This is a genomic window from Shewanella algae, assembly GCF_009183365.2.
In the GTDB taxonomy this organism is placed as follows: Bacteria; Pseudomonadota; Gammaproteobacteria; order Enterobacterales; family Shewanellaceae; genus Shewanella; species Shewanella algae.
Genome location: NZ_CP068230.1, coordinates 4534436 through 4549805, shown reverse-complemented (window position 1 = coordinate 4549805; position 15370 = coordinate 4534436). Strand labels below are relative to the sequence as shown.

Sequence of the window (15370 nt, the reverse complement as noted above, 5' to 3'; positions counted from 1 at the left end):
GATTCAGATGCCGCTCAGTTGCTCAGCTGGCTCTGCAGCCGCCGCAGTACCGTCTTGATCTTACGGGTGTTGTCGGGACCCATACGTACCAGCATTTTCTGCGCGTTGGGCAGGGCTTCCAGTTTGGGATCGACAAACTTGTAGTTCACGCTGATGGCGTACAGCTCGATAGGATCTTCTATCACTGGGGTTGCCAACAGCACCTTGATGGCTTGTTGCATCCGCTCATCGAATTTGAGGTTGGGATAACCCAGCTCATCGAAGGCCTGCTCCAGCAGCGGCGACAACTGACGATAGGTGTTGAGCAACTGCTCGTCGTTGAGGCCGGTGAGAAAGTCGGCGTAAAGGTCGTATCTGTGATAACTATCAGGATCCAGATAGGTCTTGTTGGAGATTTCAGATACTGTGAAGGTGTCGCTCGGGCCTTTCATCGGACTGGTTTTACGGGCCAGTTCGCCTTGGGCCAGATTATCGACAAACACCACGAACTGGCGTACCAGATCTTGTTCAACCAGCAGTGGCTCTATCTTCATGCCATCAGCCATTGCCACGGCCTTTTCATGAACATATTCATCACTTTCGGCCAGTGAAGGCAGAGGTTGTTCCGGCTCGACTTCGGGCTGAACCACTTCAGGTTCTGGCTCGGGTACGGTTTCAGGTTCAGGCACCGGGACTTGGGTTTGCAGCGGTTCGCTGGGAGCGGGTTCGGGGAGTTCAACCTGGGTGGGCTCTGCTGCTTGCTGCGGCTCTTGTTCGCCGCTGAAATAGTAGTAGGCTCCTCCTGCAATCAGCAATACCAACACCAATAGGATGATAGCAATGCCACTGTTGCCAGAGGACTTTTCCTGCGGCGCGATTCTATCTTCTTGATTGACTTGCATTGGATTTCCTTTCATTGATACCTGTGAGGCAGCGCCTCTCCCATTCTGCAAATATTGGCCATCTTGTCCAGCGTTCGGCCGCCCGGCAGCAGGATTTATTTGTGAAATATTGCCAGTAGAGCAGATCCTGTGGTGATTGACTTGAACCCCGGCTGAACTCTCGGCAACTTTGTGACGTTTTTAGTGCACTAGGCCTGAACATACTGCTGCCGGTCGCCCAGCCAACGCTGAATGATGGCATCGACATTCTCCGGTGCTTGGCTCATCACGTGGCGAGCCAGTTTCTGGATGTGAGGAATAAGCGCCTGATCCCGTACCAGATCGGCCACCTTCATATCGGCTATACCTGTCTGGCGGGTGCCCAGTACTTCACCCGGGCCGCGGATCTCCAGATCTTTTTGGGCAATGACAAAGCCGTCGTTGCTCTGGCGCAATACTCCAAGCCGTTTGGTGGCCGTGTGTGACAACGGCGCCTTGTACAGCAGGACGCAGTGGCTGGCCACGGCGCCACGACCGACCCGGCCGCGCAACTGGTGCAACTGCGCCAGCCCCAGCCGCTCCGGGTTCTCGATGATCATCAGACTGGCGTTGGGCACATCGACCCCCACTTCAATGACTGTGGTGGCCACCAACAACTTGAGTTCGCCGCGTTTGAAGCTGTCCATGACTTGTTGTTTTTCGGCGCTCTTCATACGGCCATGAACCAGGCCTATGCTCAGCTCCGGCAGGGCGGCACGCAGTTCTTCGCAGGTGTCTTCGGCTGCCTGGCATTCGAGCACTTCGGATTCTTCGATAAGGGTGCAGACCCAGTAGGCCTGGCGACCGTCATTGAGCGCCGCCTGACGTACCCTGTCGATCACCTCCTGACGCCGACTGTCACTGATGGCCACTGTGGTGACCGGGGTTCGCCCCGGCGGTAACTCGTCGATGATGGAGGTATCCAGGTCCGCATAGGCGGTCATCGCCAGGGTGCGGGGAATAGGGGTTGCCGTCATGATCAGCTGGTGGGGATGAAAACCCTGGCTGATGCCTTTCTCTCTCAGCCCCAGGCGCTGATGTACGCCGAATCTGTGTTGCTCATCTATGATGATCAACGCCAGCTTGTGAAACTGTACCTGCTCTTGAAAGATGGCGTGGGTACCTATCACCATGTGGGCACTGCCGGAGGCGATATCCTCCAGCGACTGGGCCCTGGCCTTGCCCTTGAGCTTGCCCGCCAGCCAGCCGACTTTGAGCCCCAATGGCTCCAGCCATTGACTGAAATTAATTGCATGTTGCTCGGCCAACAGCTCTGTGGGCGCCATCATGGCCACCTGATAACCGTTTTCTATCGCCTGCAGTGCGGCCATGGCCGCCACCAGGGTCTTGCCCGAGCCAACATCGCCCTGAACCAGGCGCATCATGGGTTGCGGCTTTTCAATATCGCGGCCGATATCTGCCACCACTCGCTGCTGCGCCCCCGTAGGTTTAAAGGGCAAGGCGGCGAGGAAGGGATTGAGTAAAGCGCCGGTGGCGGGCAAAGGCACGGCTTTGTCATGATTACTGCGCTCCCTGAGCTTGAGCATAGACAGGTTATGCGCCAGCAGTTCTTCCTGCACCAGGCGTTGCTGCGCCGGGTGTTGCCCCTGTTCCAGACGGTAGATATCGACATCCGCCGGGGGCCTATGCAGGGTGCGCACCGCCTGAGCCAGGCTTTGCTGATTGGGGCGCAGCGCCTCGGGCAGCAACTCCTGCAGTCCGTCCTCCTGCAGCAGGTTTAGAGCCTGCTCGGTCAATTTCATCCAACTGGCCTGCTTGAGCCCTTCAGTGGTGGGATAGATGGGCGTCAGGGTTTCACTGAGGTTGGGCGGTTCGTCGCCTTTGAGTATCTTGTAATCCGGATGAATGATCTCGGCCTGGTGGTTACCTCGGCGCACTTCGCCGTAGGCTCTAATGGTCAGACCTTGTTGCATGGCATTGCGCTGGGCGGCTGAGAAATTGAAGAACCTCAGGGTCATGGTGCCGCTGTCATCACGGACATTGCAGATCAACATACGCTTGCGGCCATTGATGATCTGGCTGGACTGAATTTCGGCTTCTATGGTGCCGTAGCTTCCGGGTGTGAGGCTGGCTATGGGGTAGATGCGGGTTCTGTCTTCGTAGCGCAGCGGCAAGTGGAACAGCAGATCCTGTACCGTGTTGATTCCGAGCTTGTGCAGTTTCTCAGCCATTTTAGCGGCTACGCCCTTGAGCTCGGTGATAGCAATAAGATCCAGTCTCTGCAAACCTTTAGCACCGGATTACTGTGAATTTATACATATACTATCAGAGAAATAGCCCTTGGCAATGCGTTGCCTTTTATCGGCTGGGTAAAGTGTGGCGCAATGGCGGCAGGGCTTCTGCCTGGGGGGTGAGTGTACGGCAAAAGCCCTGATATATTGGTGGCAGATTAATCTGTCAGCGCCACCAGTTGAGCAGGGTGACCAAGGGCTTTATCAGTAGCTGAACACTGCCTATTACAAACAGCCAGGCGCCGATAAGAGTGTGAACATCTGTGAGAAAAAAGAAGCTGCCCAGTAGAAAACAGAGCGCGACTATCAGGTCGCTTAGGGTATTGAACAAGGCGTGTTTGGGAAGAGGGGTGGCGGGGGCTTTGATATCTTGCTCGGCAAAATATCGCTGCTTACTGTCGATCATGGTTCCTTCTTGGTAGTTATGATTTGCCGCGATACCTTAACGCTGCCACCTTCAAGGTGCAAATCTAATTCTCTGTTTTAATGCAAATAAATATATCAACATAATCATTGGATTAAGTTAACAGCTGGCCCCTTTGGTTTGTCAGGCTTGGCTAATTAACGGCCCAGGCCTGAACCCTGGGTAACTGTTATTTCGCCGTTAAAGCCTATCAGTTCGGCGAGTGTTTGTGCGTAGGCTCTGGCCTTGTCTGTGGCCTGCTTTTGAGGTTTGAACAGGCCAAAACCGAGTCGCTCACGCTCAGCAAAACAGAGTACCACGCTGACACTTATGAGCTCTTCGTCAGTCAGGTGTTCAAGCATGTGACTTCTGAATCTTTCGTTATAGGTATTGCGTTGCACCTCTATGCGGCAGAGTTGACTGAGAGGCTTGCTTTTTCCGCCCCGGAAGAAGCAGCCCTGTTGCAGATCCAGAGTAACGGGTTTGAGCAGGCGGTAGAGGTTCAGGCCCATGATGATGCCGCTGAGCCCCAGCACTATAGCTATGATGGCAGCCGTAAACCAAGTGTCCTGTCTGGCTGGGTCCAACACCAGTACTCCCAGAATTCCGGCAAGCATCGCCAGTAGTCCCCAAAGCGCGTATTTCAGTTGCGTTTGCCTGCTGCGCCAGACGAGTTTCAACTTGCCCGGCTCGGCTTTGAGCTCTGTCATCAGCATATGCTGCTGATATTGGCAGAGCCTGGCCTGCTGTGGGTTTTTGGTCATAAAATGGTCACCATGAAATCAGTAGTTCGTCGTAAAACCCAGTGCTCAAACCAGCAGGCTCGAGTGAGCCGCTATCAGTTGCCAGCCGCTTGCCCTGCGCAGCCAAACCCGGGTAAAGCGAAAACGGCCGTTGGTCGGCGCTTTGGCATAGCTGCCCTGAATATTCACCTCCGCCGACACTATCGCAGTCCCCTGATGCAGCCGTATCTCTTCGGTCAGGGTGTCTATCCGAGTGATATTGAGCAGCCCTGAGCTGCGGGCATGCAGATCCTCTGCTTTGCCGAGCACTTGCCCCAGGTGATTGGTGAATATCAGTTGAGGCGACAACAGTCTATCCAGCAAATTGATATCCGAATTCAACATGGCGCTACGCAGTTGGCTTTCCAGTTGCTGAATCTCTGAGATGTGATTCATGGTTATTCCTAAGGCCTAATGAGTGACGGCAAAGAGGTAAGGAGGTCTAAAAAATACTGACTTTGGCACACTTGCCACAGTACCAGGAGTTCTGCCATTGATTCAGTGCCGCCTGGTATTGCTGCATCGACTTTCGCCCTCCCAAGTAGTTTTTCCACAGCCAATCGGCGCTCAGGATCAGAGTAAAACAGGAGACAAAAAAGCACAGCACCCCCAGCCAAAAACTGCTCCAGTTGCTGCCTGCCTGAAACCCCAGGTAGCCGCCCAAGAGTAGTCCGGGGAAAGCCGCCAGAAATAGCACCAAGGGCTGAGGGTCAGATGGCGGCGAGCAGCGCTTGGCCAGTTCGGTTCGCAGTTGGGCGCTACCTTCGATTTTTTGTTTTCCATGCACTGAGAAGGGTTGGTTGTTCCACACGGGTTTGGCCGAGGCGCTGACTGAAACTTCTGTTGTGCCTTCGGCATGAATGGCTTTGAAGTGTCTGATATTGTCTGAGCCGCAATGTCTGCAACGCATTGATTGTTCTCCTTAACTTGGGCTAACTGGATCCCTGATTCTTCTCGTCCAAACAACAGCCTTCGGGTAACAAGCCTTTGCTGGTCGCCGAGTCATGGTAAAGCTTTTAGCCTCGGCGGTGAACCCGAAAACCAGCTACAGGCACTCTTTTTATCCGTATTCGCAGCGTTTGGGTAAACTCATATAAATTAACTTCTATGCACTTATGATGAAAATATATTCATTGGATGCTGGAAGTGTGAAAGATAGTTCATCTGCGGACGGCCAATTTCATATTGATCGATTGGATTGCCAATACAAATTTCGCCGGAATGTTTGCTAAAGCAGAGCGGTTTCAATATTTGAGCCGTATTTGGCTTAACTTAGTCTATACATCTGCCGAGGTAGACTTTATCTATTTACAATAATCATACAGGTTTGGCCCCATATTTAACTCATTGAGATTAATGAAAATACATTAGGAATTTATATTCCTTGAATATTAAATGGTTCAAAAAATAAATAAAAAATAATTGAACCAGGGGGCGTAATGACAGCAGCAATATCGGCAGTAGAAATCACCAGGGGCTCGGCACAGTGGAAGGCGGCAACCCGCTTCGACAGCACGGACTGGGGCTGGGTGATCATCAGTATAGGCATGGCCATTGGCGCGGGGATAGTATTTCTGCCCATTCAAATAGGCTTGATGGGACTTTGGGTATTCCTGCTATCGGCCATTATTGGCTATCCAGCCATGTATATGTTTCAGAAACTATTTATTAATACCTTGGTGGAATCTCCCAAATGCCGGGATTATCCGGATGTGATTTCCGGTTATCTGGGGAAAAACTGGGGAATATTACTGGGTGTGCTCTATTTCTTGATGTTGGTGATTTGGGTATTGGTTTATTCGACCGCAATTACCAATGACAGCGCTTCTTTCCTGCAGAGTTTTGGCCTCACCAAACAGCTGTTGTCCGATAATCCTTTCTACGGGTTGGCACTGGTTTGCATCCTGGTGAGTCTGGCATCCAGAGGCGAGGCGCTGCTATTCAAGGTTTCATCCTTTATGGTACTCACCAAATTGAGCGTGATAGCGATACTGGGTTTCATGATGATAGAGCAGTGGGATCTGAATAACATAGGTGCGGTTCCCACTCCCCAGAGTGGCTTCAAAGACACTATCGTCATGCTGCCATTTACCCTGTCATCGATTCTGTTTGTGACCAACCTGAGCCCTTTGGTGATCTCCTATCGCGCCAGGGAAAAGTCGATAGAGGTGGCGCGCTACAAGGCTCAGAGAGCGATGAAGTTGGCCTTTGGCATTTTGTTTGTGGTGGTATTTTTCTATGCCGTGTCTTTCAGCCTGGCCATGGGGCATGACCAGGCGCTAAAAGCCTACGATGAGAATATCTCCGCCCTGGCCATGGTGGCTCAGGGAATCCCCGGAGACACCATCAAGCTGTTCAGCCTGATCCTGAATATTTTTGCCGTTATGACAGCCTTCTTTGCGGTTTACATGGGGTTTCGTGAAGCCTGTTATGGCCTGACCATGAACTTGCTGAGGCGCACCACTGCGGAAGAGAAGATCAATACCAAGTATGTCAATCGCGGCATTATTTTGTTCACCATACTGCTTGCCTGGGGCGCCATCTGTTTCAATGCGCCTGTGCTCAGCTTTACCAGCATCAGCAGCCCGATCTTCGGCCTGGTGGGATGTTTGATCCCGGCTTACCTGGTCTATCGGGTGCCTGCGCTGCATAAATATAAGGGCTTGTCTCTCTACATAGTTATCGCGACCGGCGCCTTGCTGTGTCTGTCCCCCTTGCTGACATTCAGTTGAAGCCTTGTCGTAAGGCCTTGAGCAGGTTGGAGTTCCTGCTCAAGGCATACCCAGCTTCACCCCTAGGTTTTGGGACGTAATCCATCACGCAATTCACTCTATCTCTGGTCGTTTAAGGAATCCTATGCACGAGTATTTGCTGTTTTCCCTGGGCGTATTACCGCTCTTGGTCATGATCCTGCTGATCCTGAAAATCAAGATGCCGATACATCAGGCGGTGTTAATCACTCTGTTACTGACCCTGGCCGAGGCAACCATTTTCTGGCATACCCCGGCACAGACATTGGGCTCGGCCATGGCTTATGGGGTTATCAAAGGCTTGTGGCCAATAGTGATAGTGATCCTGGGGGCCATCTTCAGCTATAACCTGATGCTTCAAACCCGCAGCATGGAGGTACTGAAAAACCTTCTCGCCGGGATCAGCGACGATAAGCGGATCCAGGTGTTACTGATCTCCTGGTGTTTTGGCGGATTTCTCGAGGCCGCCGCCGGATACGGTACTGCAGTGGCGATTCCTATCGGGATATTGATTGCTTTGGGTTTCAAGCCGCTGAAGGCGGCGATTGCTTCTCTGGTGGCCAACACAGTGCCTACGGCGTTTGGTGCCGTGGGGATCCCTGTGTCGATTCTGGCTGAGCAGGTAAACCTGCCTGTGACTGAGCTGAGCGGCACAGTTATCGCGCAGCTGGCACTGTTTACCTTGCTGCTGCCTTTTGTGATTGTCGCCATCATAGGGGATGGACTCAAGGCGATACGGGGAGTGTTTGGTATTTCGCTGGTATGCGGAATTGCAACACTGCTGCCGCAGTACTTTGTCGCCATTCATCTGGGGGCTGAGTTGCCCGCCTTTGCCGGCAGTTTGGTCAGTTTGCTGGTGGTGGCCTTGATGGCTAAAAAACGCCAAAAGCCCACCCCGGCCGCTTATCGTATCGACAATGACCAGTGCCGCATCACCGGCCACTACAGTAGCGGACAAATCTTCAAAGCCTGCGCCATCTATCTGCTGATCTTTGTGTTTATTCTGCTGTGCTCGCCGCTGTTTCCGGAAATCAAGAGCCTGCTGACTCAGGTGTCTTCCAAGCCGGTATTTCCGCTGGCCAATGGGGTGGAGCTGAGTTTGACCATTGACTGGATTGCCACGCCGGGTGTCTTGATCATTCTGGCGACCTTTATCGGCGGTACCCTTCAGGGAGCCTCATTGGCCAGCATGTTAAAGGTGTTCAGCGCGACGTTAAAGCAGCTGAAAACCTCCATCATAGCCATCACCGCCATAGTGGCGATGGCAACCGTGATGGATGTCAGCGGTCTGATAACAGATATGGCCCATACCCTGGTGAATATTACCGGAGGGGCATATCTGTTTATCGCCCCCTTGATTGGCGCGTTGGGGACTTTTGTCACCGGCAGCGATACCAACTCCAATGTGCTGTTTGGTAAGTTGCAAACAGTGGCTGCGGAAAAGCTGCAGGTGGATCCGCTGTGGCTGGCTGCCGCCAATACCTCCGGAGCTACGGGCGGGAAAATGATCTCGCCCCAGAGCATAGCCATTGCCGTGTCGGCGACCCGGATGGAGGGCCAGGGCAGCGCTATCATGTCCGGTACCATCAAATACTGTATGGCTTACATCCTGATCCTGGGGCTTAAGGTGGGCCTGGTGTATTACCTGTTTATGAGCTGATTTCGGAGAATTTCTTCGACGAGGAGTTTACGCGAGGAGTTATTGTCTCGCGTACTCTTTGTGCAAAGAGAGCTTGCCGCTAACAGGCCAGAGTAATGGCAGTATGCTTGTTACTTGCCCGCCTGCTTACAGCCAGCCCTTTTGTTTGGCGATACGGGCGGCATCGATACGATTGGAGGCTCCCAGCTTGTTGATGGCTTCCGACAGATAGTTGCGTACCGTGCCTTCACTGATGAAGAGTGCGGCGGCAATCTCGCCACTGCTCTTGCCCTCGGCGGCCAGTCGCAGGGCGCGGCGTTCTTTGTCGGATAGCGGGTCTTGCTCCCCAAGAGCCAGCATGGCCAGTTCGGGGGCAATGACTTTTTTACCCTGCATCACCTTGGCTATGGCCTCGACCAGTTCCTCCACCGGAGCATCCTTTAGCAGGAAGCCGCAGACACCGGCCTCCAGCGCCCGTTTGATATAGCCGGCGCGGCCAAAGGTGGTGATGATAATGGTCTTCAGCGCAGGTTGCTCTCGGGCGACCCAGGCAGCCAGCTCCAGCCCTGAAGTGCCGGGCATTTCGATATCTGTCAGCAGCAGTTGAAAATCCTCGGTCTTGAGCAGTGCCAATGCCTGGTCGCCATCCGTGGCCTGAGTGACGCTGAAGTCCCCGGAGAGTTGCAGCAGGCCGGCAAGCGCGCCGCGAACCATGGCTTGATCTTCCGCCAGCAATATCTTCATACCTGGCCCTCCAGAGGATTTTTGTGTTGCTCTTGGGCGAGCTTGTCCATGTTCTCGGTAATCTCGGTCTTCACTGTGCTCTTTGCTTTCTCAATGCCCTCTCCCTGGGCCGATAACAGCTGTTGTCTGGGCAGCAGTAAAAGAGCGCTGAAACCCTTTGCTGTATCGATTTGCAGCTCGCCACCCAAGAGGGCAAGCCGCTCGGCTATGCCTTTGAGGCCGTTCCCCAGAGTGGGTTTGAACCTTATCGTGCCGTTGTCTCTCAGGCAAATAGTAAGTTGAGGCTCCAGGGTAAAGCTCAAGTGTGCCTCTGTGGCATCACTGTGCCTGAGAATATTGCTCACCAGTTCGGTCAGGATCAGTATCAGTTGGCTTTCTGCCAGTGGCGACAGCACAGGCAGTTCCCCCTCCAGGCTGACCGCCAAGCCTTTTTCGCGCAAGCGCCGACAGAGTTGGGCGCAGCAGCTATCAAGCCCCTGATGCCGATAGTCGGCCACAGCACGGCGAATTTGGCTCAGGCTGTCACGGGCAATCTGCGCCAGTTCAGTGAGTTGTTCTCGACTGGCTTGCAGATCATTTTTTTGCAGCAGCTTGTTCGCCAGCTCGGCCTTGAGGGCGATGGAAGAGAGTTGATGTCCCATGAGGTCGTGCAGATCTCTGCCGATACGCTCCCGCTCCAACATGGTCGCCAGGGCACGGATCTCCTCTTCGCTACGGCGGGCTTGTCGTTTGGCCTGTTGGCGTTTGCGCTCGGCGACCCCAAGCAGAGAGATAGCGGCTGTCAGGCCGCAGCCATAATAGACAAAATAGAGGCCGTTAAAACCCAGCAACTGATTCAATGCCAGTAGCACCAGGGCAATCAGCAATAATGCCGGCAAGAGCAGCCTGAGAGGATAAAAAAAGCCGATAAAGAAGGCGGCGAAGGTAAACAGCGACAAAGAACCCGGGTTGGCGGGGGTGATCAAAATAGCCAGTAGGATGATCCCCAGAATTGGCCAGTGCATTTTAGCCCTATCGGCGCCATAGGCGCGAAAATAACAGTAGATAAAGGGCGGCAAAACCAGCAGGCTGGCGAGCCATTGCCAGGGTGACACCGGCATAATAAACAGTGGGATAAAGTAAAAGGCCAGATTGACAAGATAGTATTTGGCCAGTTTGAGTTCGGTTTGAGTCTGTGGATCCTGCATCGGTTGTCCTCGCATCTCCAGCGCAAATAATGGCGTGTATCGGTGCACAAGTAAACCGGATCCCCGGGCGGAGATCCGGTCAAGACCTTAAGGTGGTGCGAATAAGCCCCAGTGGCGCTCTGGTTCGCACCTTCCCTTATTGCTGCGTTTGTTTTGACAGAAGAAAACCCGCCCAGGCGTAGTCAGGATCCAGTGCCAGCGCTTGTTGCCAACTCTGGCTGGCGGCTTTGGATTGCCCCTGCTGTTGCTGTATCACTCCCCGCCAGGTGTAGGCTTCGGCGTGACCCCAGCAGATATCGCTGCAGGGATTGGCATAGAGTTTCAGGGCGCGTTCAATTTCCTGCAGGGCTCTGTCGCTGCTGCCACCATACTCGACTGGCGTATAGAAACTGGAGATGGCGCCAATGAGCGCGACTCTGGGGCTGTTGGGCGCCAGTTGTCTGGCATCTTGCAGAGACTTGCCTGCAGCTTTCCCCAGAGTTGCCGACTGGCTTGGATTGGCGGTTATCTGCATACCATAAACAGCAGACAGAAGTGCCAGAGCTTCGCCGTCCTTGTTGAAGTTCGGTTGAGCCAGGCTTTCGGCCGCAGTGGCCAAGGCCAGATCCCGGGTCTGAAGCTGGCCAAGTACATTGGCGCTGACAGCCAAACGATAGTTAGCGTAGGCCTGTTGATATCCCTGACTGTTGTCGGCGTAGAGGCTCAAGGTGTCAATGTCGATTTGATTTGCAGCGGCATCGATTTCATCAATGGTGGCTGCCTGGGTTGAGAGGGCCAGACTCAGGCCCAATAACAGTGTGAGTTTACGCATCATTCGCTCCTTGGATGAACAGACTCGAATCTGAGTCGGGTTTAGTATTCCCGAGAGCCTGAATTGGCGGTATTCACAAAGGTCATAAGTTGCAGGTGACAAATGTCATCAGTCTCCCCGAAGGGTTTACTTGATAGCCGCCGGAGCTCGGCTTGGTCGATACAGATACCTGCATAAGGTAAGTGGTTTGTGTTTGTTTGAACGCCTTTACAACCAGTGTCTTACTGATTTTTCCACAGAGAAAAACATCCAACAGCCGAGTAACTTACTCTCCAAAAAACTAACTTCAAGTTGTGAGCACCTGCATAGTTAAATTGATTAACCTGAGTAGAATCCGCGCGCCAATAACATATGCGTAAACACTATTTGGGGAGATTATTGATGAAGTTGAGTAAAGTCGGCCTGGGGGCCACTCTGTTGATCTGCTCGCAACTGGCGGGTTGTATGGGGCAGATGGGGCTGTCAGGCATGCTGACTAAAGGCAATTTGAGTGCGGTGGACAACCGTTACGGCCGCGCCGGTTTGTACCTGTTGTTGGCGCCCGTCTATGGCATTACAGCCACCGCCGATCTGTTTATTTTCAATAGCATTGAATTCTGGACCGGCAAGAATCCCATTACCGGCAAGTCACCGGCCTTGGTGGATATGCCGGCCGATGCCGTTTTCAAGATCAATCATAAGCTGGATAAGGATCTGACCACGGCGCCGGTAAAACTGAGCCGTGCCAGCATGTCAGCCATAGATGACAATACCCTGGCGATGACGCTGAGCTATGAAGATGGCACCGAGCAGGTAATGCTAGGGCGCAAGCAGGGGGAGATGGTGGACTTCTACCTGGATCAGCAATTCATTGCCAGTGTTAGCATAGCTGAAATGGAGAGTTATGTAGCGGCTCGCTCCTGAGCGCTTTTGGGGCTGCTAGAGTCCTTAACTTGATGATATCCCGGGTTTTGACTATCCATTCTTGACGTCAAAGCCCGGTTTTTTTTATGCTACTGCGGCTTGGCAACAAAGTTCTTCAGAAGCATTCCGTTGCCAGTCCCGTACTCAGATTCAGGCGCTGGCGTGGGTAACCAGATAGCCCATATAGCCGCAGTAACCCAGCAATAATATGGCGCCTTCGCGACGACCGATACGAAAACCGCTCCAGGCAAAGGGCAACACCAACAGTGCCAGGGTTAGCATCACGCTGAAGTCCAGGTTGCTAAAACCGGCTGAGCTGATAGGATGCACCAAGGCCGTGACCCCGAGGATCCCCAGCAGGTTGAACAGGTTGGAGCCAACCACATTACCTATGGCGATATCGCTCTGGCCCTTGAGTGCGGCCAGAATCGAGGTCACCAATTCCGGCATGCTGGTGCCTATGGCAATAATGGTCAGGCCGATCACTACTTCGCTGATGCCGAAGGTACGGGCCAACTCGACCGCGCCATCGACAAACAGTATGCCGCCGCCCACCAACATGCCGATACCGGCGATGATAAACAGCAACGACAACAGAGGGTTCTTGGGGCCTTCAATAGGTTCATCAGTCTCTTCGCCCTTGCTGCTGAAATAGCTGAGCAACAGATAGCCTACCAGTAAGCTGGTCAGTACGGCGCCGTCAATCAGGCTCAGTTCACCGTCGAGTACCAGCAGCCACATCAAAATAGAGGCGCCTATCATCAGCGGAATGTCGCGTCTGACCATTTGTGACTGTACCCCTATCGGGCGGATCAGCGCGGTCAGTGCCAGGATCAGACCGATATTGGCGATATTGGAGCCCACCACGTTACCCAGGGCAATACCCGGACTGCCGGCCAGTGCTGACTTAACGCTCACTGCCAGCTCGGGCGCGCTGGTGCCGAAGGCGACGATCGTCAGGCCGATCACCAGCGGGGTGATCCCCAGACGCAGGGCGATGACGCTGGCGCCGCGAACCAAGGCTTCTGCTCCCAGAGTCAGGATCAAGAAGCCGCCGAGAATAGAGAGTGCAATCAACATTAAAAACCGCTTTTCCTGTCAGTAAGGTGCCATGCAGAACGGCACCGATGAATGTGTTTGGGCTGCCAGCATAAGGTTTTTCCCCCCGAAGGCAACCTCTTTTTGACAGAATATGTCACAAAAATCCCGGCCGAAGCCGGGATAATCAGATAAACCAAGGAGCGTCGGCTCTAGATTTCATCTTCCCAGACAACCTTGGCACCGCGAATGCCTTCCATCCGGCTGGCGTATCTGCTCTCCAACACATGGCGCTTGATTTTCAGCGTCGGAGTCAGCACGTCGTTTTCTATGGTCCAGGGCTCCTTGACCACCAGAACCGCTTCCACGGTTTCATGGGATTCCAGGTTGGGGTTAACCGCATCCACAGTGGCCTTGAGCGAGGCGCGCACCTCTTCTCTGGCTTGCAGCGCCGCCCCTTCAGAGAGTTGCACCAAAGCCACAGGGTGAGGCAGTCCCAGGCCGATGACACAGATAAGTTCCACATGGGGATCCTGCGCCAACTTACGTTCAATCGGCACTGGCGCCACATACTTGCCCTTGGCGGTCTTGAAGTTATCCTTGACCCGGCCTGTGATGCTGACGCAACCGTCGGCATCTATGGCGCAGAGATCGCCGGTGAGGAAAAAGCCCTCTTCATCGAAGGCGGCGGCTGTGGCTTCCGGCGCCTTGTAGTATTCACGCATCAATCCCGGGCTCTTCACCAGCAGTTCGCCATTGGCAGCCTGCTTAACTTCGCAGCCGATCACCGGCTTGCCTACTGTGCCTATCTTACTGGCATCGAAGGGGAAGTTGATGATTGAGTAGGCGCAGTTTTCTGTCATGCCCCAGGCTTCGCAGATATCCAAACCTATGCTGTGATACCACTCCACCAGTGACGGAGGTATCGGCGCCGAACCTGAACCGAGCAAACGACACTTGTCCAGCCCTAGGCCCTTATGGATCTTGCGTTTGACCAGATGGCTGATGAGGGGGATCTTCAGCAGCAGATTGAGCCTGGCGTAGCCGACCTTATCGATAATGTTCTTCTGGAACAGGGTCCACAGGCGAGGTACCGAGAAGAACACGGTTGGCCGCATTCGCTGCACATCGGCAACAAAGCTGTCGAGGCTTTCGACAAAGGCAACGCAGGAGCCGGAATAGAAGGAGGAACCCTCTATCGCCACCCGCTCTGTGATATGGGCCAGCGGCAGGTAGGATAGCAGTCTGTCTTTACCATCTGTCTTGAGATCGCGCACCACGGCATTACAGGTCCAGCCGTAGCTGCCGAAGGTTTGGATGGCACCCTTGGGCTTGCCGGTGGAACCTGAGGTGTAGATCAGCGTCATCACCTGCTCGGCTTCGGGATAAGGGGCATCCACCAGAGGTGTACCGAGATTCAACAGCTGCTGCCAGTGATATTGAGCCGGCATGGTGTCATAAGGCATTGCCAGGCGCAGAATATCACCGCCGACACCGGCTTCCTGATCGGCCCAGTGATCCAGCTTACCCAGCATGATGGCCTTACAGCCACTGTGTTCCAGCACGTAGCGTATGGTATCAGCATTGGCAGTGGGGTAAATGGGCACACTGATATAGCCGCCGTGCATCAGCGCCAGATCGGTAATGAACCATTCGGCGCAGTTTTTCGACAGCACGGCTATCTTGTCGCCGGGTTGCAGCCCCAAGTGACGCAGGCCGCCGCAGAGTTGTTGCACCTTGGCCTGTACCTGACGCCAGGTCAGATCCTGATATTGGCCGTTGATCGGCTGCCTGAGATAGATCTCATCGCCTTGAGTCTCTACCCAGTGGTCGAGCATTTCCACCGGGCTCTTGAATGATGCTTCCATGGGGTGTCCCCTTTAACTGTTCTTGTTATCTGCGTAGCTGCAGCTTCCCCCACGGCGGCTGCAACGATCTGATTATCTGTTAGTTTCGCTATGC

General features: G+C 53.8%; 14 protein-coding genes. 3 read left to right on the top strand and 11 right to left on the bottom strand.

From position 1 onward, the window contains the following. Nucleotides 1–14: 14 nt before the first annotated feature. The 6 genes from E1N14_RS20230 to E1N14_RS20205 form a co-directional block, all read right to left on the bottom strand. Nucleotides 15–881: a DUF3014 domain-containing protein gene (locus tag E1N14_RS20230; protein WP_025010127.1), complete on the bottom strand. Its 867-nt coding sequence runs from the start codon at nt 879–881 to the stop codon at nt 15–17. A gap of 188 nt (nt 882–1069) precedes the next feature. Then, the gene (gene recG / locus E1N14_RS20225; RefSeq protein ID WP_025010126.1) at nt 1070–3145 is read right to left on the bottom strand and encodes an ATP-dependent DNA helicase RecG; all 2076 of its coding nucleotides are present in this window, start codon (nt 3143–3145) and stop codon (nt 1070–1072) included. A 172-nt stretch (nt 3146–3317) separates the two neighbouring features. Then, complete coding sequence (locus E1N14_RS20220) at nt 3318–3557, bottom strand: YrhK family protein (protein ID WP_025010125.1); 240 nt, start codon at nt 3555–3557, stop codon at nt 3318–3320. Between the two features lie 155 nt (nt 3558–3712). Further along, the gene (locus E1N14_RS20215; protein ID WP_025010124.1) at nt 3713–4318 is read right to left on the bottom strand and encodes a hypothetical protein; all 606 of its coding nucleotides are present in this window, start codon (nt 4316–4318) and stop codon (nt 3713–3715) included. A gap of 45 nt (nt 4319–4363) precedes the next feature. Next, the gene (locus E1N14_RS20210) at nt 4364–4732 is read right to left on the bottom strand and encodes a nuclear transport factor 2 family protein (protein ID WP_025010123.1); all 369 of its coding nucleotides are present in this window, start codon (nt 4730–4732) and stop codon (nt 4364–4366) included. A 46-nt stretch (nt 4733–4778) separates the two neighbouring features. Continuing rightward, a complete protein-coding gene (locus tag E1N14_RS20205; protein WP_025010122.1) occupies nt 4779–5246 on the bottom strand; it encodes a hypothetical protein in 468 nt (155 codons plus the stop codon). A gap of 529 nt (nt 5247–5775) precedes the next feature. On the opposite strand from E1N14_RS20205, the gene E1N14_RS20200 reads away from it, so the two are divergent. Together E1N14_RS20200 and E1N14_RS20195 are read left to right on the top strand one after the other, a co-directional pair. Beyond that, nucleotides 5776–7068, top strand: a complete 1293-nt coding sequence (locus tag E1N14_RS20200; RefSeq protein WP_025010121.1) for an SLC5/6 family protein — start codon at nt 5776–5778, stop codon at nt 7066–7068. Between the two features lie 124 nt (nt 7069–7192). Continuing rightward, on the top strand, nt 7193–8746 hold the full coding sequence (locus E1N14_RS20195; RefSeq protein WP_025010120.1) for an L-lactate permease: 1554 nt from the start codon (nt 7193–7195) through the stop codon (nt 8744–8746). A 126-nt stretch (nt 8747–8872) separates the two neighbouring features. Here E1N14_RS20195 and E1N14_RS20190 read toward each other — a convergent pair whose 3' ends face one another. From E1N14_RS20190 to E1N14_RS20180, 3 genes are all read right to left on the bottom strand, one after another. Further along, nucleotides 8873–9469, bottom strand: coding sequence for a response regulator transcription factor (locus E1N14_RS20190; RefSeq protein ID WP_025010119.1), 597 nt, complete (start codon nt 9467–9469; stop codon nt 8873–8875). After that, nucleotides 9466–10656 carry a sensor histidine kinase gene (locus E1N14_RS20185; RefSeq protein WP_025010118.1) on the bottom strand — a complete coding sequence of 397 codons (1191 nt, stop codon included), beginning with the start codon at nt 10654–10656 and terminating at the stop codon, nt 9466–9468. Before E1N14_RS20185 ends, E1N14_RS20190 begins: the two co-directional genes overlap by 4 nt. Before the next feature lie 136 nt (nt 10657–10792). Next, entirely contained in the window at nt 10793–11470 is a 678-nt protein-coding gene (locus tag E1N14_RS20180; RefSeq protein WP_144196771.1) for a tetratricopeptide repeat protein, read from the bottom strand. A gap of 378 nt (nt 11471–11848) precedes the next feature. Between E1N14_RS20180 and E1N14_RS20175 the strand changes: the two genes are divergently transcribed. After that, a complete protein-coding gene (locus tag E1N14_RS20175) occupies nt 11849–12370 on the top strand; it encodes a DUF3332 domain-containing protein (protein WP_025010116.1) in 522 nt (173 codons plus the stop codon). 150 nt (nt 12371–12520) lie between these two features. On the opposite strand, the gene E1N14_RS20170 is transcribed toward E1N14_RS20175, so the two are convergent. Together E1N14_RS20170 and E1N14_RS20165 are read right to left on the bottom strand one after the other, a co-directional pair. Continuing rightward, nucleotides 12521–13450: a calcium/sodium antiporter gene (locus E1N14_RS20170; protein WP_025010115.1), complete on the bottom strand. Its 930-nt coding sequence runs from the start codon at nt 13448–13450 to the stop codon at nt 12521–12523. A 170-nt stretch (nt 13451–13620) separates the two neighbouring features. Beyond that, entirely contained in the window at nt 13621–15276 is a 1656-nt protein-coding gene (locus E1N14_RS20165; RefSeq protein WP_044735397.1) for an AMP-binding protein, read from the bottom strand. Nucleotides 15277–15370: the final 94 nt, after the last annotated feature.

Coding starts and splice junctions, on each gene's coding strand:
- E1N14_RS20195 (WP_025010120.1), top strand. CDS start 7,193: ATGCACGAGTATTTGCTGTTTTCCCTGGGCGTATTACCGCTCTTGGTC.
- E1N14_RS20190 (WP_025010119.1), bottom strand. CDS start 9,469: ATGAAGATATTGCTGGCGGAAGATCAAGCCATGGTTCGCGGCGCGCTT.
- E1N14_RS20180 (WP_144196771.1), bottom strand. CDS start 11,470: ATGATGCGTAAACTCACACTGTTATTGGGCCTGAGTCTGGCCCTCTCA.
- E1N14_RS20175 (WP_025010116.1), top strand. CDS start 11,849: ATGAAGTTGAGTAAAGTCGGCCTGGGGGCCACTCTGTTGATCTGCTCG.
- E1N14_RS20230 (WP_025010127.1), bottom strand. CDS start 881: ATGCAAGTCAATCAAGAAGATAGAATCGCGCCGCAGGAAAAGTCCTCT.
- E1N14_RS20220 (WP_025010125.1), bottom strand. CDS start 3,557: ATGATCGACAGTAAGCAGCGATATTTTGCCGAGCAAGATATCAAAGCC.
- E1N14_RS20200 (WP_025010121.1), top strand. CDS start 5,776: ATGACAGCAGCAATATCGGCAGTAGAAATCACCAGGGGCTCGGCACAG.
- E1N14_RS20165 (WP_044735397.1), bottom strand. CDS start 15,276: ATGGAAGCATCATTCAAGAGCCCGGTGGAAATGCTCGACCACTGGGTA.
- E1N14_RS20170 (WP_025010115.1), bottom strand. CDS start 13,450: ATGTTGATTGCACTCTCTATTCTCGGCGGCTTCTTGATCCTGACTCTG.
- E1N14_RS20205 (WP_025010122.1), bottom strand. CDS start 5,246: ATGCGTTGCAGACATTGCGGCTCAGACAATATCAGACACTTCAAAGCC.
- E1N14_RS20215 (WP_025010124.1), bottom strand. CDS start 4,318: ATGACCAAAAACCCACAGCAGGCCAGGCTCTGCCAATATCAGCAGCAT.
- E1N14_RS20210 (WP_025010123.1), bottom strand. CDS start 4,732: ATGAATCACATCTCAGAGATTCAGCAACTGGAAAGCCAACTGCGTAGC.
- E1N14_RS20185 (WP_025010118.1), bottom strand. CDS start 10,656: ATGCAGGATCCACAGACTCAAACCGAACTCAAACTGGCCAAATACTAT.